The sequence below is a fragment of the Sphingobium trunci genome, assembly GCF_022664535.1.
Classification (GTDB): Bacteria; Pseudomonadota; Alphaproteobacteria; order Sphingomonadales; family Sphingomonadaceae; genus Sphingobium.
Genome location: NZ_JAKUJY010000011.1, coordinates 72811 through 89406, shown reverse-complemented (window position 1 = coordinate 89406; position 16596 = coordinate 72811). Strand labels below are relative to the sequence as shown.

Here is a 16596-nt window from a genome sequence, read left to right as displayed (position 1 = left end):
CCGGGCATCGCGAGCCTGTAGCGCGTCCGCAGTGAACCCGGCGAGAGAGGAGAGGCAATGCAGGAAAGAACGATAGATGTCGCGGTCGGCGAGGGGGTGATGACGACCTTCATCACTCATCCGGACCGCGAAGGCCCTCATCCCCTCGTGCTATTCCAGATGGACGCGGCGGGTATCCGGGAAGAATTGCGCGACATGGCGCGCCGGCTGGCGACGTCGGGCTATTATGTGATGCTCCCCAACCTCTTTCACCGCAGCGGCGTGCTGGAGATACCCGATGCGGGCATGGACGAGATGGCGGCGTTGCTGGCGGCGGTGAACAGGGCGGGCGTTCTGGAGGACTGCGCCGCGCTGCTCGCCGTGGCGGAAGGCGATGATGCGGCGGATTGCCGAAGGATCGGCACGGTCGGCTATTGCATGACGGGCCAATATGCGGTGCAACTCGCCGCCGCCTGGCCGGACCGGGTGGCGGCCGCCGCATCCTTTCACGGCGTCGCGCTGGCGACGGACGCGCCGGACAGCCCGCACCGCGTCATGCGCCGCGCCACGGCCGAATTCTATTTCGGCCATGCCGAGCTGGACGGCCATGCCCCGATGGAGATGGCGCTGGCCGTCCGTGACGCGATCGCGACGGACGGCATCCAGGGCGAGATGGAAATCTATCCGGGGCTCGACCATGGCTTCGTCTTTCCGGAGCGCAAGGCCGGCCTCGGGGCGCCGAGACCCCCCTATGACCGCGACGGCGATCTGCGCCATTGGGAAAGGTTGATTGCCCTGTTCCGGCGCACGATCGGATGACGGACAGATTCTTCCGCCCGCCGCACCTGCGCTGACCCCTCGCCACCATCGCGACGACGGGCGGCGATCAGCGTCGCATCTTCACATGCCAGTTGATGTTGAACCGCCATCCACCGTCAGCTCCGGCGTAAGGCCTCTCGATCACCCTTGCGCCCTCAAGTCCCAGCGAGGCATGGGGATTATAGGAGATCCTGAGGCCACCGCCGGCGGATGCCAGCCCATAATCGGCGGCTGCCAGGCTCAATCGTTCCTTCACATGGATCTTTGCGCCATCGACGAAGCCATAGAGTTCGCTGCCCTTGAACTTTTCCGGCAGGTTCGGCCGGAGCGCCAGTTCGAACGATCCCGCCATGCCCCGGTCGCCGCTCAACAGGGCCGTGTCGAAGGCCCGGCCAAATTCCGGTCCGCCAATGGCAAGGCGCTCGTTACCCGAAAGCCTGTCGCCGCTATATTGTCCCATCAGACGCAAACGGCCGACGAAGCGCTTGCCCAGCATGCGGTCATAGCCCGCCCGCCCCGTCCATTTCGTGAAGATCCGGTCGGTAAAGCCCTCCGTGCCACGGGCGCCGAAAATATCGAGGCCCCGGCTGAGCGTGGCGGATGCGTTGAGCACGCTTTTCCGGCCGATCATGCCATAGCCTATGGCGGCGCGCGCGGTGCGGATATGGTCCGACGAAAGCACCGCGCCCAACAAGGCCGCGTCGCTGTTCAACCCGTCCAGCCCGGCACTGACGGTCAGATTCTTCTTGTAGCTGCGGATCACCGGATAGCTGAGGGTCAGCCCCAGCGTCTGCGCGTCGCCCGTTACCGGATAATTTTTCAGCTGGGTGCGCAAGGTGGAAGCGGAAAGGCCCAGCACCAATCCATCCGAACCCAGCGGCGTCTGATGGCTGAAGCCGAAATAGCGATAGCGTTTGAAATCGAGGGCGCTCAGAAAGACCAGGTCGGTGCGGTCGCCGTCGCGCAGCAAGCTGTTCCCCTGCGCGCTCGCGCGAAACTGGCCGCTGCCCAGGCCGTTCTGGCGCCGGTTGTCGATCCCCATGCTGAAATCGGTCTTCTTGCGGCTGGGGGTGATCGACAGCCTGACGCCGCCCGGGCGGGCACCGCGCAGCAGGGCCACGTCGACCTTCGCGCCTGGAATGTCGCGCATGAGCGACAGATAGCGTTCCAGCGCCCGGCGGGAGAGCGGCTTTTCCGCGCGCAGTCTTTCAGCATAGGCGCGTATGAGCGGACTGGCGCCTTGGGGATAGACGATCTCCTCGACAAAGCCTTCGGCCAGAAGGACCCTGACATGGCCGTCCGAGAGACGCTGTTGGGGAATGGCCACGGTGTAGAGCGCGATCCCGCTCTTTCCATAAGCGGTCGCTATCGCCTTGGCCAAGGCCGTCAGCGTCGCGCGCGATGCCGGTTTCCCCAGAAAATGGCGGGCCGCGTCCGCCACGGCTTCGGGCGCTTCCACGCCCTCGAAATTGACGCTTTTGATCTGGACGGCCGCCGCATCGGCATCGACGGCGATGGCCTGTTCGGGCGTGGATGGAACGGTGGCATGGTCCGGGGGAGCGGCGGGGGGCGGTTCGGTCTGCTGATCGATCAGCGGGGGCGCCAGAGTGGCGGGCGGTTGCACGGCCAGCAACAGCGGCAGCGCGGCGGCGGTCGAGATCATGGCGGAAGGTTTCCGGGGAGGAGGGGGCGCCGGATACGCCCCCGGGAGCGCGCCCCGCGCCCCGGGGGGTACGGATCAGCGGTTGAGGTTGAGCGCGCCGCCGACCGTGTTGAGCGTGCCGGTGACGGTGTTGGTAACCGTTCCCGTGACCGGCGCCAGTACGCCGCCGGGGCTCACCGCCGCGCCAGCGCCCGCCTCCGCGGTGCCGCCCGCGCCTGCTCCCGCGGCGACGCCGATCGGACCCAGCGCCGTCGACGTCACATTTTCCACAGCGGGGGTCGCGCCCGCGACGAGATTGCCCGCCGTACCGACGACGGAGCTGACCGTCGATGTGACCGGCGCGAGCGCGCCGCCACTCACCCCACCGGCCCCGCCGGGCAGCACATTCGCGTTGATGAGCGCCGGATCGCCATTGCCGATCAACGAATTGCCCCCGAGCGCCACATTGAGCAGATTGCTGGCGATGCCCCCGGTCGGAGAGGTGATGTTGGTGATGCGGACATCGGCCACGCCGTTTACGGTCGCCAGCGCGGTATTGCCTGCATTGAGTACACCGGCCGAAGCCAGCGTGCCGGTGGGTTGCGTATCGCCCAGCACGCCCAGGCCGATGGCGCCGCTCGTCCCGTCAAGACCGGTCGTCACCGTCCGCCCTCCGACATCGATGGACAACACGTCCCCGACCACGCCCTGCGCGCCCTGAAGCAGCAGGGTGCGCCCCTGTCCGGCATCCACCAGCACGGTTCCGGCATCATCCAATATGCGGGTGATGGTGCCCGTCACAGGCTGCGTGATCGGAAGAGCGGTCGCGACGGGGGTCGTCACATTGCCCTGGGCGTCGGATACTGCGAGCACGGCATTTCCCGCTGTCGTGAGAACGGGCGAGAGCTGGCCGAGCGCCCCGGATGCGCCCGACGAACCGCCGCCCGACCCGCCGCCCGATCCCGAACCCGCGCCGCCTCCGGAACCGCTGCCTGAACCGCCGCTGCCCGAGCCCCCTGTGCCCGAGCCGCCGCCCGTCTCGCTTCCCGTGCCGCCGCTTTGTCCCCCGGACCCGCCGCCGCTTCCCGCACCGGGCGACCCGACGCTGGCAAAACGCGCGCCGCCGGTGCTTTCGCAGGCGCTCAACATGAGGGAGGCGGCGGAGCAGGCCGTCACCGCCAGAATGGCCGCAAGGGATGATTTCCGATCAGCAAATATCATGGACTTTCTCCTAAAATGCCTGCGTGCTCAGGTCGCAGGCAGCGGAAAGCCACGCGAATGGTGTCGATATTGGGGAGGCGCGCGAAACAGGCCAGAACAATATGGCGGCAAGGGCGACCGGCGCGCGTCACTTCAACCTCGGCTCCTTCGGTAGCCCCGCTACCTTGCGATCAAGGCCGGAGGCTTTGCGTCCCGGCGTCGCCGCCGGTTTGCCTTTGTCTGGATCGGGGATCCTCTGGCGGTAACAATCCAGATGAGAATTGGTTCTCCCAATTCTTCGATGAAAACAGAAAATCATGCTTAATTCATAAATAGTTAGATTTGGGTACAAGGCTTGATGCCGCGTGGGCGGCGGCATCGCCCGTTCGATGGAGCAGAATGGAACATCGTCTGGGGGTTCGCGCCCGATCCCTTTTTTGACGGCCCGCCCTTGACCGGGCACGAGGCCGACCACATCTGGCGGTCTTCTGGGCGCGATTGGAGCCAATGTCATTATCCACCTGATTTTCGCGCTCCCCTCCATCCTTGTCATCACGCGCTTCCTTTGGCCCCTGCCGTGGCCGGTCGCGATCAAGCTGGCAATCGCGCTGGGGCTGCTTATCGCGTCGCAATTCCAATATTGGAGCAAGCTGTCGTCGGGGTCGATCTTTGCCCCGGAGTTTCCACGCCCGATCGTCCTTCTCTTCAACTGGGCCAGCGGCGCGATCCTGTTTCTGGCGTTGATTCAATTGCTCGCCGATGCGGCGATGCTCCTCATATGGCTCCTATCCGGAAACCCGGCCATCATGCCGGTCGATCTGCGCTATGGCCTAGCCGCCGGCGCCGCGCTCCTCGCCACCCTCGCGGTGTATAACGCCACGCGCATTCCCGGGCTGAAGGCGATCGAGATCGGCATTGAAGGACTGCCGCCGCAATGGGATGGCTATACGCTGGTGCAATTGACCGACCTGCATGTCAGCCGCCTGTTCTCCGCTGCCTGGACACGCGCCGTCGTGGATCGCGTCAACGCTCTTGACGTGGACCTGATCGTGATCACCGGGGATGTCATCGACGGCAGCCTCGCCATGCGCCGCGCGGACGTCGAGCCTCTGCGCGACCTGCGCGCGCGCGATGGCGTCCATATGAGCCCGGGCAACCACGAATATTTCCTGGGTTACAAGCAATGGATGCAGCATTTCGCGGGAATGGGCATGCATGTGCTGGAGAACAGGCATGCGATTCTGGAGCGCGCGGGCGAACGCATGGTCATCGCCGGCGTCACGGACAGGACCGCGCGGGCGACGGGCATGCCCCAGCCGGATCTGGCCGCGGCCGTCGCTGGCGCACCGGCGGCGGTGCCGGTGCTCCTTCTGGACCATCAGCCCGGATCGGCACGCAATTCGGCCGCGCACGGCATTGCGCTCCAGCTTTCCGGTCACACGCATGGGGGGATGATGCCCGGCCTCGACCGCCTGGTTGCGCGGGGAAACGGCGGATTTGTGTCAGGTGCCTACGATGTCGATGGCATGACGCTCTACGTGAACAACGGCACGGGAATCTGGCCGGGTTTCGCGCTCCGGCTCGGTCGCCCCGCCGAACTGACCCGGATCACGCTCCGCGCGAGGGGCGGGGGGCGCAATGCCAGCTCGCCGGTAGGCTCCCAGCCAAAAACCAACGAACCGGCCCTGTCGCGCGGCGGGATGCCATGATCCTGGCATCGGCCGATGAAAGGGGACTCGCCTTCGCGCCCGGCCGGGGTTAGTCTCCATCCGTTCGCCCCTCTCCCGGCGATCCCATGTCAGGGCATGTATGGCGGTAGAGATTGAGCGCAAATTCCTGGTCGTGGATGATGGTTGGCGGCGGACGGCCGATGGCGGGCGCGTCCTTCGCCAGGCCTATGTCACGCACGACCCCCGTGCCAGCGTCCGGGTCCGCCTCTCCGATGACCGGGCCTGGCTCACATTGAAGAGCGGGCGGGCCGGCATCGTCCGGGACGAGTTCGAATATGAGATCTCGCTCGCCGATGCGGAAGACATGCTAGACAGGCTGTGCACCGGGCCGGTGATCGAAAAGACGCGCTATCGCGTTCCGCACGGGGGCCGGATCTGGGAGGTCGATGTCTTCGCAGGCCGGGCCAACGGACTGGTCCTTGCCGAAATCGAACTGCGTGCGCCGGATGAAGCCTTCGACCTGCCCGACTGGGTGGGCAGGGAAGTGACCGCCGATCCCCGCTTCCGCAATTCGGCCATCGCCCTGGTGTCGATGCCCGACCTCGTCGCCTGAGCCGCCGGGCGGAAGATCAGGGGGCGGAGAGGGCCGCAAGCAGTCCGGTCACGCCAGGGCGCCCATTCAGCTTGCGGCGAATGTGACGGCCTCGATCTTGTTGCCGTCCGGATCGCGAACGAAGGCGGCATAATAATGGGCGTCATATTCCGGTCTCAGGCCGGGCGGGCCGTCGTCCACGCCGCCATGGGCCATCGCCGCCCGGAAGAAGGCATCGACCGCCGCCCGCTTTTCCACCTCGAACGCCACATGCACCCCGTTGCCGGAAGAAGCCGCGCCCCCGTCCGCCGGAAGATTGAGGCTGAACGCAGTGATGCCCGCGCCATATCCCACCGCGTCCGCGACGTCGTACGTCCGTCCCATGCCCAGTTCGCGCATCACCGGGTCATAGAAGGCGCGTGCCCGATCCAGGTCGGACGTTCCGAGCGAAACATGGTGCAGCATCCTGCACGAATGTGCGCAGGCGGTCGAAAGTTCCCAGTCCCAATAGGGAGACCTAAACCTCTTCCCCCGGCACCACCGAAAAGCCGCCGCCCCGCGCGACGGCGCGCGCCCATGCCGGACGTGCATGGATGCCCTCGACGAACGCCGCCAGCCGCGGCCGGTTGGCGGCCAATCCCATACGCACCGCGATTTCCGCCGGATAGCTCATCATCACGTCCACGCCGGTCAGGGATTCGCCGACGAAGAATCCCGCCGGGCCGATCTGCGCCTCCAGATAGTCGAGCGTCTGCTCCACCTGCGTGGCGAAGCGCGCCGCGGCGGGCGCTGCCGCCTCCCCCAATGCGCCGAGGGTGAAACGAAGCATGATGGGAGGCATGACCGATCCCTCCGCCAGATGCATCAGTTCCAGATGGCGCGCGCCGCCGGGCGTGCCCTCCGCCGGCAGGAAGCGGCCCTTGCCTTGGGTTTCGCACAGATATTGCACGATCGCGCCCGATTCCGCGAGGATGATGTCCCCATCCTCGATCACCGGAGCCTTGCCCAGCGGATGCGCCGCCTCCAGTTCCGGCGGCGCGAAAAAGGTGACGGGATCGCGGCGGTGGATGCGTAGGTCGTAATCGACCCCCAATTCCTCCAGCAGCCAGAGGATACGGTGCGAGCGGCTGTTGTTGAGATGGTGCAGGACCAGCGTCATGGCGGATTCCGATCGGATTGCAGGTTCAGGACGGCCGGAACGGCGCGGGTCTGCGGCTGGCCGGACCGCGAACGCCGCCCCAGTTGGGATATTCGCGTGGCAGGGGGCAGGCGGCGGCAAGCTGCTGCAGGTCCTCGGCGGACAGTTCGACCTGCGTCGCGGCAAGATTGTCGTCCAGCTGCTCCAGCCGCGTCGCCCCCACGATCACGCTCGACACCTGCGCCTGGTGGAGCAGCCAGGCGAGCGCGACGGCGGCGACGCTGCATCCGCGCTCCTGCGCCATCGGCCGCATCGCCGCCAGCGCCGCGTCCAGTCGCGCGGGCTCGACCGGCGGAAAATTCAGCCGCGCCCGGCGGCCCTGCTCGCTCGTGCCGTCATATTTGCCCGACAGCAGCCCGCCCGCCAGCGGCGACCAGACCAGCAGGCCCAGCCCCTCTTCCTGCGCCATCGGCACGATTTCGCGTTCGACATCGCGTCCGGCCACGCTGTAATAGGCCTGCACCGTTTCGAATGTGGACCAGCCCTTGGCCCGCGCCACGCCCTGCGCCCTGGCGATGCGCCAGGCGGGCCAGTTGGACACGCCGATATAGCGGACCTTGCCCGCGCGCACCACGTCGTCCAGCGCACGCAGCGTCTCTTCCAGCGGCGTGTCGGCGTCTTCCGCATGCAGCTGGTAGAGGTCGATATGGTCGGTGCCCAGCCGCTTCAGGCTGGCGTCCACCTGGTCCAGTATGTGATGGCGCGAAATGCCCCGGTCGTTCGGCCCCGTGCCCATGTCGCGGCAGACCTTCGTCGCCAGTACCACGTCGATCCGGCGCGTGCCGGTCTGCCGCAGCGCCTCCGCCAATATCTCCTCCGAACGCCCGCCATGATAGGCATTGGCCGTGTCGAAGAAATTGACACCGGCCTCCAGCGCGCGGGCCGTCATCGCGGTCGCGGCCTCCTGCGTCAGCGACCCCATCACCTGCCACTGGCTGGCCTCGCCGCCGCCGAAGGTCATGGTGCCAAGGCAGATTTCCGAGACATAGAGTCCGGTCGAACCCAGCCGATTATATTTCATGTCGCATCCTCCGTTGCGCTTGTCGTCATTCCATCATGGATCGGGCCATCCAGGATCAGGCCGCCCAGGATCAGCCGCACGATTCCGGGCAATGCCGCGCGGAAGCCCGCCAGCGTCGCATCCGTCGCATGTTTCGCGCCATAGGCCGCGAACAGCAGCACCCGCGCCACCTCCTGCGGGGAACGGCCGACGGCGGGGGGACGAAGCTCCCCGGCGTCCTCGGCGCGCTCGATCATCCGCGCCAGCCGGCGACCGAGCTGCCGCGCCGATTCGTCGACCGGCAGGGCGATCTCCTGCACCGCGACCGTCCGCAATTCCTCGATATGCGCCGTATTCTCGAACCATTCGAGCGTCGTGCCATAGGCGGCGTCGATCAGGGCGATCACCCGCGCCTCGACCGGCGCGTCCATCGCCTCGGCGGCGGCGCAGCGTTCCTCCTGAAAGCGCTGGAACCGCGCGATCATCTCGCGGAACATCTCCTCCTTGCCGGAAAAATGCAGGTAGAGCGTGGCCTTGGCGACGCCTGCCTCACGTGCGATATCGTCCACCGACGTGCGGCGATAGCCATATCGCACGAAGAGGGCGCGCGTGGCGGCAATGATCTGGTCCGCCCTGGAGGAAGCGGGCACAAGGGGCGCGGTAACTGCCATGAAGCGACATTAGCATGAAAGGCATATGGACCGAAACAACCAAATCGGTATAGATGGTCTATACCCGTGAGCATTTTCGAAACAGGTGGCATCACCTGCCGGCACGGAAATGCGGAAAACAAGGACAGATAGAGCGTGATCCGATTCAACCGGATCGGATCATGCCCCAGAGTTTTAGCAGGAGGATCACCCATGCGCGCTGCCGTCTTCTCTTCCGCGACACGCAAGCTTGCGGTGACCGAGGTCGCCGATCCGGTGCCGGGCGAGGGGCAGGTCGTCATCAAGGTCCACCGTTGCGGCATTTGCGGCAGCGACCTGCACATGGCCGAGGATCATCGCTTTCGCTTCGACGATGGGGCGATTCCCGGGCATGAAGTGTCCGGGGAGGTCGTCGCGCTCGGCCCCGGCGTGGAACGGGTGAGGGTAGGCGATCATGTCGCCGTGATGCCGTTCCTCAGTTGCGGGCAATGCCTCGCCTGCCTCGGCGGCGATCCCATGGGGTGCCGGCGGGCCACCATCTTCGGATCGGGCGGGGCGACGGGCGGCTATGCGGAATATCTGCTGACCAATGATCTGTGGTGCGTCGGTCTGCCCCGTTCGCTGAGTTTCGAGGACGGCGCCCTTATCGAACCCATGGCGGTGTCGCTTCGCGCCGCGCGGGTTTCGGGCATCAGGACGGGCGACAGGGTGCTGGTGCTGGGCGCGGGCGCGATCGGCCTTGCCGCCGCCTACTGGGCCAGGCGGGCGGGCGCGGGCAGCATCGCGGTCAGCGCCACGTCGCGGCGGCGCGAGTCGATGGCGATGGCGATCGGCGCCGACACCTTCCTCGTTCCGGAGGAAGGCCGACGCCTGTCCCAGCAGGCCACCGAAGCGCTGGGCGGACCGGCGGACATCGTCTTCGAATGCGCGGGCATGCCCGGATCGCTCGACCAGGCGGTTTCGGCGGTGCGCCGCAAGGGCGCGGTCGTGGCGCCGGGCTTCTGCTGGTCGCCCGACCAGTTTTCCCCGATGAAGGCGGCGATGAAGGAAGCGACGATCACCTTCACCAACGTCTATGACACGCGCGAATTCGAAATAGCGGTCAAATCCTTCGATCAGGGCCATGTGGAACCCCGCGCGATGGTGACCAAGGTGGTCGATCTCGACAGCGCGCCCGAAGCCTTCGAGGAACTGCGCGGCCGCAACGAGCAGTGCAAGGTCCAGATCAGCCCCTTCTGACCGGGACGGGGATGGGTGGCTGAACCGCCTCCCGGATTTTCTCGCCTTTATGGGACCGGCGAATCGGCCTAGGCCGTTCCCATCGAGCCGGCGCTGCGAAAAGCCTTTCGAACCTGCGACGAAATGGTCCACAAGCAGCCGCATGGGGGACGAGGAAGGATAGAGATATTTCGGACCGGATTGCGCCCAGAATCGGGGTTGAACGCCTGCCCGTCACGATTGCGAAGGAACTGGGCCGGTCGATCGTATCCGGGCAGATGGCGCCGGGGACATTGCTGGGCGGCGAGGTCGAGGCCAGCCGCCACTATGGCGTGTCGCGCACCGTTTACCGGGAGGCGGTGCGGATCCTGGGCGCAAAAGGCCTGGTCGATGCGCGGCCGCGCTTCGGCACGCGCATTTCGGACCCGTCGAAATGGGAATTGCTGGACACCGATGTCCTGTCCTGGATCTTTTCCGACACGCCGGACCCCGCGCTGATCGCGGGCATCTTCGAACTGCGCCGGATCATCGAACCGGCGGCCGCGGCCCTGGCCGCCACGCGCAGGACATTCACCCAGCTCGGCATGATGGAGACGGCGCTCGGCAGCATGGAGGCGCTGACCCTGGCGACGGAAGCGGGACGGGCGGCCGATGCCCGCTTCCATTCGACGATGATCGACGCATGCGGAAATCCGTTCCTCTCATCCCTGAGCGAAGGCATCTGCGCGGCCGTAAGCCTGGCCACGATCTTCCGCCTCCAACAGGCGGCCGCGACGCGCGATCCGGTGCCCGATCACTGGCGGGTCTTTCGGGCGATCGCGGCCAGCGACGCCGACGCAGCGCGCGAAGCGATGCTGGCGCTGATCGACAATACGCTCATGGATACCACGATGGTTTCGGCGCGCAGTTCCAGGGGTGTCGCGCCCGCGGAATGAGCACCACGCCCTCGCCAGGGAAGCTTCTTCAATTCTTGTCATACAAAAATCTTGATAACTTAGACAAAATAATTGTATCGAGCATGCGACGACCGGAGTGGTAGCGATGCGCAGGAAGATATTGGTGACCCGGCTGTGGCCGCAGTCCGTGCTGGAAAAGATGGCCCAACTGCATGACATGACGTTCGACCCTGCGGACCGCCCGCTCGAACCCACGGAGATCGCGCAGGCCATGCGGGATTTCGACATTCTCTGCCCCACCATCACGGACCGGATCACCGCCGGCATGTTTTCGGTGGACGGCCTCAGGGTGCGCATGATCGCGAATTTCGGCGCCGGCCATGAGCATATCGACCTGGAAGCGGCGAAGGCCGCGGGCGTGACCGTCACCAACACGCCCGATGTCCTCACCCAGTCGACGGCCGAACTGGGCATCCTGCTGATGCTGATGGCGGCGCGGCGGGCCGGTGAGGGCGAACGGCAATTGCGGGCGCGCGGCTGGCCCGGCTGGCATCCGACCCATATGATGGGCCGCAGCCTGCATGGCGCCCATCTGGGGCTGATCGGCTATGGACGGATCGCTCAGGCGACCGCGCGAATGGCCAGTGACCTGTGGGACATGAAGATCAGCTATCATTCCCGCCGCCCGGTTCCCGATGGCTCCGATCCCCTCCATGCGACCTATGTCGAATCCCTGCCGATGCTGCTCCGGAGCGTGGATGTCCTGTCGCTGCAATGTCCCGGCGGTCCGGCGACCCATCATCTTCTGAACGCGGAGATGATCGCCCTGCTCAAGCGGGATGCCATCCTCATCAATACGGCGAGAGGGTCGGTGGTCGATGAAGCCGCCCTTGCCGACGCCCTTGGCGAAGGACGGCTGGCGGGGGCTGGGCTGGACGTCTATGAACGCGAGCCTGCGGTGCATCCGGGCCTCAGGGCGCTCGATAATGTCGTGCTGCTGCCCCATCTCGGCAGCGCCACGATCGAGACGCGCACGGCCATGGGATTGCGCGCGCTGGCCAATATCGATGCCTTCGTCTCCGGCCGGGAGCCGGCCGACCGTGTCGCCTGAACAGCCGGCCGGTGCTCATCCCGGCGACCTGATCGCCGGTTTCATCGACCGGCGCATCGCCATGAGCCCGCAGGCGCGGCAAGGCCCGGTCATTGCCGGCCTGTGCGGCGCGCAGGGCATAGGCAAATCGACGATCTCGCGCCGGCTCGTGGGGGAACTGGCCGCCAGGGGATATCGCGCTCTGGTGATCGGGCTCGATGACCTCTATCTGCCAAGGCGCGCGCGGGAGGAACTGGCCGCAACGGTGCATCCGCTGCTCCGGATTCGCGGCGTGCCGGGCACGCACGATGTCGGGCTCGGCCTGTCGCTGCTGCAGGCTGCGGCCGCGGGCGATCCGATCGCGCTGCCCCTCTTCGACAAGGCGACGGACGACCGCCTTCCGCGCGAGCGCTGGAAGATCGCCGAACCCCGGCCCGACATCATCCTGCTGGAGGGCTGGTGTGTCGGCGCCCTGCCGCAGGCGCCAGCGGACCTGCGGGAACCCGTCAACGCGCTGGAACGGCGGGAGGACCCGGACGGGACATGGCGGCATTTCGTCAACGACCAGCTCGCCGGACCCTATCAGCGATTGTTCGGTACACTCGACATGCTGATCCTCCTCGCCGCTCCCGATTTCGAGATCGTCGCCACCTGGCGCGGCCAGCAGGAGCAGCAACTGCTCGATGAAGTCGGCAGCGGCGGCCATGCCCCCCATGTCATGAACCAGGCGGAGATCGCGCGGTTCGTTCTGCATTATGAGCGGATTACGCGGCACATCCTGGCGGAAATGCCCGAAAGGGCCGATCTGGTCCTGCGGCTGGACCGGGACCGGCAGGTGATCGGGATCGAACAACGGCCCTGAAATCGCTTCCAGCCCGACCCCACCAACCGCGCGTGATCAGCGAGTTCCGCCCCCGTCAGGCGTCGACGGAAATGACCCCGCGCCGGATCTGGTCCAGCTCGATACTTTCGAACAGCGCCTGGAAATTGCCGTTGCCAAAACCCTCATTGCCCTTGCGCTGGATGATCTCGAAAAAGATCGGCCCGAACATATTTTCGGTGAAGATCTGGAGCAGAATGCCCTCATCCCCGACATTGCCGTCGATCAGGATGCGATTCTTCCTCAGCCGCTCCAGATCCTCGCCATGGCCGGGCACGCGCTTGTCGACCAATTCATAATAGGTCTCGATCGTGTCCTGCAACTTCACGCCGCGCGCGCGCAGCTTCTCCACCGTCTCGTAGATATTGCCGGTGGTCAGCGCCAGATGCTGGATACCCTCGCCATGATATTGGCGGATGAATTCCTCGATCTGGCTCTTGTCGTCCTGGCTTTCGTTCAGCGGGATACGGATGGCATGGTCGGGCGCGATCATCGCCTGGCTGAACAGGCCGGTCGCCTGCCCCTTGATGTCGAAATATTTCTGCTCCTCGAAACGGAAGAGCGTGCGGTAGAATTCGCTCCACACCCGCATCTGCCCGCGCCGGACATTGTGGGTGAGGTGGTCAAGCAGATCCAGCCCGACATTGGTCTTCGCCTCCGCCTCGCGCCAGCCGGGAAACTCCGCCCAGTCGGCATAGAGATCCTCGCCATCCTGGATGAAATAGAGATAGGAGCCGCCAATCCCCTGGATGACGGTGTCGTCCTCCTCGGTCCTCTTGGCGCCATGGTCCAGCGCCCAGCGCATCGCGGCTTCGGGATCGGCCACGCGGAACGCCATGGCGCTCGCCGAAGGACCATGCTCGCCCCGGAACGCCGCCACCCGCCCGGCATCGTCGCGGTTCAGCATCAGGTTGATGCGGCCCTGCTTGTAGCGGGTGATGTTCTTGGTCGGATGCCGGTGCGACGCCACAAAGCCCAATTGTTCGAACTGCGCGCCCATGGCTTCGGGATCGGGGGATGTGAATTCGACGAACTCGAAACCGTTGAGGCCCAGCGGATTATTGTCAGCCATGAAAGCGATCCTCTTCAATATTATCGACAGGGCGCGAAAACCGTGACGTCAGCATGCCAGCTTCGCCCGCGCATAGTCCTGCGTGCCGCGATGATAGATGCGGTCCTCCGGCAGCACCGCGTCGGGCGCCAGATCGCTTGACTGTTCCAGTTCGCGGTAAACAGGTCCGAAATCCGCGTCGGAAGTCTTGCGCAACAGATCCTCGAAACTGTCGATGACGAAATAGCTCTGCTGATAGTCATCGATGCGATATTCCGTCCGCATCAGCCGCTTGAGATCGAAGCCGATCCGGTTGGGCGAAGCATCGTCCAGCGCGAATAGCGACTCCCCATAGGAAGAGACGATGCCCGCCCCATAAAGCCGGAAGCCATCGTCCCGCCGCATCAGCCCGAACTCCACCGTATACCAGTAAAGCCGCGCCAGATGGTCGATCGCGCCCATATGATCGGCGCGCAGCCCGCCCTCGCCATAGGCCTGCATGTAATCGGCAAAGGCCGGGTCGGTCAGCAGCGGCACATGGCCGAACACATCGTGGAACACGTCCGGCTCCTGCAGATAGTCGATCTGTTCGGGCCTGCGGATGAAACGCCCGGCAACGAAGCGCCGGTTGGCGAGATGATCGAAAAACACCCGGTCGGGCACCAGCCCCGGCACCGCCACCACCTGCCATCCGGTCGCCTTCATCAGCCGGTCGGACAGTTCGGCAAAGTCGGGGATGCCGGGCCGGGTCATGCGGAGGATATCCAGCCCCTGCAGAAATTCCGGCACCACCCGGCCCGGCAGCATCGCCGCCTGCCGCTCGAACAGCCGGTCCCACATCGCATGTTCCGCCGGGCCATAGGCAGCCCAGTCCTGCGGAACCGTCCAGTCCGCAGCCGCGCCGTCGGGCAATGTCAGTTCCGCATGGGCCATGGAAAGCCTTATCGCACGCCCGGGCGGAAAACGGGTTTCAATATCGCGCCATTACCCCCTGTTCGTGAAACAGCCTCATCATGTCATGCGATAATATGAAACAGCCTCACCCGATGATGCCCGGCAGGTCCAGCCCCTTCTCCCGCGCGCAGTCCCGCGCGATGTCGTAACCCGCATCGGCATGGCGCATCACGCCGGTGGCGGGGTCGTTCCACAGCACCCGCTCCAGCCGCCGCGCCGCCGCCTCGCTGCCGTCCGCGACGATCACCATGCCACTATGCTGCGAATAGCCCATGCCGACGCCCCCGCCATGATGCAGCGACACCCATGTCGCGCCCGAAGCGGTATTGAGCAGCGCGTTGAGCAAGGGCCAGTCGGACACGGCATCGCTGCCGTCCTTCATCGCCTCCGTCTCGCGATTGGGGGAGGCGACGGAACCGCTGTCCAGATGATCGCGCCCGATCACCACCGGCGCCTTCAGTTCGCCCTTCGCCACCATTTCGTTGAAGGCCAGCCCCAGCCGGTGCCGGTCGCCCAGCCCGACCCAGCAGATCCGTGCCGGCAGCCCCTGAAAATGTATCTTCTCGCGCGCCATGTCGAGCCAGTGATGAAGATGCGCGTCGTCCGGCAGCAACTCCTTCACCCTGGCATCGGTGCGATAGATATCCTCCGGATCGCCCGACAGCGCCGCCCAGCGGAACGGCCCGACGCCCCGGCAGAAAAGCGGCCGGATATAGGCGGGCACGAAGCCCGGAAAGTCGAAGGCGTTTTCGACCCCCTCATCCTTCGCCATCTGCCGGATATTATTGCCATAGTCGGTGGTCGGCACGCCCGCCGCCTGAAAATCCAGCATCGCGCGTACATGCACCGCCATGCTGGCCTTCGCGGCCTTCGCGACCGCTTCGGGCTCCCGCTCGCGCCGCTCCGTCCACTCGGCGACGGTCCAGCCGATGGGCAGATAGCCGTTCACCGGATCATGCGCGCTGGTCTGGTCCGTCAGCAGGTCCGGCCGCACCCCGCGCCGGTACAGTTCCGGCACAATCTCCGCCGCATTGCCCAGCAGGCCCACCGAAACCGGCTTCCGCTCGGCGCAACTCTCCTCGATCACCGCCAGAGCCTCCTCGATCGAGGAGGCCGCCACATCCAGATAGCCGGTGCGCAACCGCATCTCGATCCGGCTCGGCTGACATTCGATGGCGAGGCAGGACGCCCCCGCCATCACCGCCGCCAGCGGCTGTGCCCCGCCCATGCCGCCCAGCCCTGCGGTCAGCAGCCATTTGCCCGAAAGGTCGCCGCCATGATGCTGCCGCCCCATCTCGACGAACGTTTCATAGGTGCCCTGCACGATGCCCTGGGTGCCGATATAGATCCACGACCCCGCCGTCATCTGCCCGTACATGGCGAGCCCGCGCTTATCGAGTTCGTTGAAATGGTCCCAGGTCGCCCAATGCGGCACCAGGTTGCTGTTGGCGATCAGCACGCGCGGCGCGTCCGCATGGGTGCGAAACACGCCGACGGGCTTGCCCGACTGGACCAGCAGCGTCTGGTCGTCCTCCAGCCGCTTCAGCGTCTCGACGATCCGGTCATAGCTTTCCCAGTCCCGCGCCGCCCGCCCGATCCCGCCATAGACGACCAGCTCCTCCGGCCGCTCGGCCACGTCGGGGTGCAGATTGTTCATCAGCATGCGCAGCGGCGCCTCGGTCAGCCAGCTTTTCGCGCTGAGTTCCGTGCCGGTCGCGGGACGGATGATGCGGCTATTGTCGATACGGGTCATGGAA

The 16596-nt window shown here is 65.8% G+C and carries 16 protein-coding genes and 1 riboswitch; of the genes, 7 read left to right on the top strand and 9 right to left on the bottom strand.

The window, feature by feature from the left end:
- The first annotated feature begins 57 nt into the window (after positions 1–57).
- The gene (locus tag MJ601_RS11875) at positions 58–798 is read left to right on the top strand and encodes a dienelactone hydrolase family protein (protein WP_242126616.1); all 741 of its coding nucleotides are present in this window, start codon (positions 58–60) and stop codon (positions 796–798) included.
- A 67-nt stretch (positions 799–865) separates the two neighbouring features.
- On the opposite strand, the gene MJ601_RS11870 is transcribed toward MJ601_RS11875, so the two are convergent.
- Positions 866–2461 (bottom strand): ShlB/FhaC/HecB family hemolysin secretion/activation protein, encoded by a 1596-nt coding sequence (locus MJ601_RS11870; protein WP_242126614.1) that lies wholly within the window; start codon positions 2459–2461, stop codon positions 866–868.
- A gap of 75 nt (positions 2462–2536) precedes the next feature.
- Complete coding sequence (locus tag MJ601_RS11865; RefSeq protein WP_242126612.1) at positions 2537–3661, bottom strand: hypothetical protein; 1125 nt, start codon at positions 3659–3661, stop codon at positions 2537–2539.
- Positions 3662–3807: 146 nt separating this feature from the next.
- Positions 3808–3885, bottom strand: a riboswitch (cyclic di-GMP riboswitch).
- A 561-nt stretch (positions 3886–4446) separates the two neighbouring features.
- On the opposite strand from MJ601_RS11865, the gene MJ601_RS11860 reads away from it, so the two are divergent.
- Positions 4447–5349: a metallophosphoesterase gene (locus tag MJ601_RS11860; RefSeq protein WP_242126610.1), complete on the top strand. Its 903-nt coding sequence runs from the start codon at positions 4447–4449 to the stop codon at positions 5347–5349.
- 100 nt (positions 5350–5449) lie between these two features.
- Positions 5450–5923, top strand: a complete 474-nt coding sequence (locus MJ601_RS11855; protein ID WP_242126608.1) for a CYTH domain-containing protein — start codon at positions 5450–5452, stop codon at positions 5921–5923.
- A gap of 66 nt (positions 5924–5989) precedes the next feature.
- On the opposite strand, the gene MJ601_RS11850 is transcribed toward MJ601_RS11855, so the two are convergent.
- From MJ601_RS11850 to MJ601_RS11835, 4 genes are read right to left on the bottom strand one after another with little or no spacing between them, the layout of a single operon-like run.
- Positions 5990–6367 carry a VOC family protein gene (locus MJ601_RS11850; RefSeq protein ID WP_242126606.1) on the bottom strand — a complete coding sequence of 126 codons (378 nt, stop codon included), beginning with the start codon at positions 6365–6367 and terminating at the stop codon, positions 5990–5992.
- Between the two features lie 52 nt (positions 6368–6419).
- Positions 6420–7061, bottom strand: coding sequence for a glutathione S-transferase family protein (locus MJ601_RS11845; RefSeq protein ID WP_242126604.1), 642 nt, complete (start codon positions 7059–7061; stop codon positions 6420–6422).
- A gap of 25 nt (positions 7062–7086) precedes the next feature.
- Positions 7087–8121 carry an aldo/keto reductase gene (locus tag MJ601_RS11840; protein WP_242126602.1) on the bottom strand — a complete coding sequence of 345 codons (1035 nt, stop codon included), beginning with the start codon at positions 8119–8121 and terminating at the stop codon, positions 7087–7089.
- Positions 8118–8771 (bottom strand): TetR/AcrR family transcriptional regulator, encoded by a 654-nt coding sequence (locus MJ601_RS11835; RefSeq protein WP_242126600.1) that lies wholly within the window; start codon positions 8769–8771, stop codon positions 8118–8120. Before MJ601_RS11835 ends, MJ601_RS11840 begins: the two co-directional genes overlap by 4 nt.
- A 192-nt stretch (positions 8772–8963) precedes the next feature.
- Between MJ601_RS11835 and MJ601_RS11830 the strand changes: the two genes are divergently transcribed.
- The 4 genes from MJ601_RS11830 (at position 8964) to MJ601_RS11815 (ending at position 12816) form a co-directional block, all read left to right on the top strand.
- Positions 8964–9989: a zinc-dependent alcohol dehydrogenase gene (locus MJ601_RS11830; RefSeq protein ID WP_242126598.1), complete on the top strand. Its 1026-nt coding sequence runs from the start codon at positions 8964–8966 to the stop codon at positions 9987–9989.
- Positions 9990–10156: 167 nt separating this feature from the next.
- The gene (locus tag MJ601_RS11825; protein WP_348635579.1) at positions 10157–10903 is read left to right on the top strand and encodes a FadR/GntR family transcriptional regulator; all 747 of its coding nucleotides are present in this window, start codon (positions 10157–10159) and stop codon (positions 10901–10903) included.
- Between the two features lie 124 nt (positions 10904–11027).
- Positions 11028–11975: a 2-hydroxyacid dehydrogenase gene (locus MJ601_RS11820; RefSeq protein WP_348635576.1), complete on the top strand. Its 948-nt coding sequence runs from the start codon at positions 11028–11030 to the stop codon at positions 11973–11975.
- Positions 11965–12816, top strand: coding sequence for a kinase (locus MJ601_RS11815; RefSeq protein ID WP_348635575.1), 852 nt, complete (start codon positions 11965–11967; stop codon positions 12814–12816). The genes MJ601_RS11820 and MJ601_RS11815 overlap by 11 nt, the downstream gene beginning before the upstream one ends.
- A gap of 55 nt (positions 12817–12871) precedes the next feature.
- Here the strand turns inward: MJ601_RS11815 and hppD are convergent, their stop codons facing one another.
- The 3 genes from hppD to hutU all read right to left on the bottom strand — a co-directional run bounded on the left by hppD (position 12872) and on the right by hutU (position 16592).
- A complete protein-coding gene (gene hppD, locus MJ601_RS11810; RefSeq protein ID WP_242126594.1) occupies positions 12872–13906 on the bottom strand; it encodes a 4-hydroxyphenylpyruvate dioxygenase in 1035 nt (344 codons plus the stop codon).
- Between the two features lie 48 nt (positions 13907–13954).
- Positions 13955–14818, bottom strand: a complete 864-nt coding sequence (phhA, locus tag MJ601_RS11805) for a phenylalanine 4-monooxygenase (protein ID WP_242126592.1) — start codon at positions 14816–14818, stop codon at positions 13955–13957.
- Positions 14819–14924: 106 nt separating this feature from the next.
- Positions 14925–16592, bottom strand: coding sequence for a urocanate hydratase (gene hutU, locus MJ601_RS11800; RefSeq protein WP_242126590.1), 1668 nt, complete (start codon positions 16590–16592; stop codon positions 14925–14927).
- Between the last annotated feature and the right edge of the window lie 4 nt (positions 16593–16596).

Bases quoted from the DNA above. Each gene is read 5' to 3' on its own strand.
- MJ601_RS11875 (WP_242126616.1), top strand. From the start codon at position 58: ATGCAGGAAAGAACGATAGATGTCGCGGTCGGCGAGGGGGTGATGACG.
- MJ601_RS11870 (WP_242126614.1), bottom strand. From the start codon at position 2,461: ATGATCTCGACCGCCGCCGCGCTGCCGCTGTTGCTGGCCGTGCAACCG.
- MJ601_RS11865 (WP_242126612.1), bottom strand. From the start codon at position 3,661: ATGATATTTGCTGATCGGAAATCATCCCTTGCGGCCATTCTGGCGGTG.
- MJ601_RS11860 (WP_242126610.1), top strand. From the start codon at position 4,447: ATGCCGGTCGATCTGCGCTATGGCCTAGCCGCCGGCGCCGCGCTCCTC.
- MJ601_RS11855 (WP_242126608.1), top strand. From the start codon at position 5,450: ATGGCGGTAGAGATTGAGCGCAAATTCCTGGTCGTGGATGATGGTTGG.
- MJ601_RS11850 (WP_242126606.1), bottom strand. From the start codon at position 6,367: ATGCTGCACCATGTTTCGCTCGGAACGTCCGACCTGGATCGGGCACGC.
- MJ601_RS11845 (WP_242126604.1), bottom strand. From the start codon at position 7,061: ATGACGCTGGTCCTGCACCATCTCAACAACAGCCGCTCGCACCGTATC.
- MJ601_RS11840 (WP_242126602.1), bottom strand. From the start codon at position 8,121: ATGAAATATAATCGGCTGGGTTCGACCGGACTCTATGTCTCGGAAATC.
- MJ601_RS11835 (WP_242126600.1), bottom strand. From the start codon at position 8,771: ATGGCAGTTACCGCGCCCCTTGTGCCCGCTTCCTCCAGGGCGGACCAG.
- MJ601_RS11830 (WP_242126598.1), top strand. From the start codon at position 8,964: ATGCGCGCTGCCGTCTTCTCTTCCGCGACACGCAAGCTTGCGGTGACC.
- hppD (WP_242126594.1), bottom strand. From the start codon at position 13,906: ATGGCTGACAATAATCCGCTGGGCCTCAACGGTTTCGAGTTCGTCGAA.
- phhA (WP_242126592.1), bottom strand. From the start codon at position 14,818: ATGGCCCATGCGGAACTGACATTGCCCGACGGCGCGGCTGCGGACTGG.
- hutU (WP_242126590.1), bottom strand. From the start codon at position 16,592: ATGACCCGTATCGACAATAGCCGCATCATCCGTCCCGCGACCGGCACG.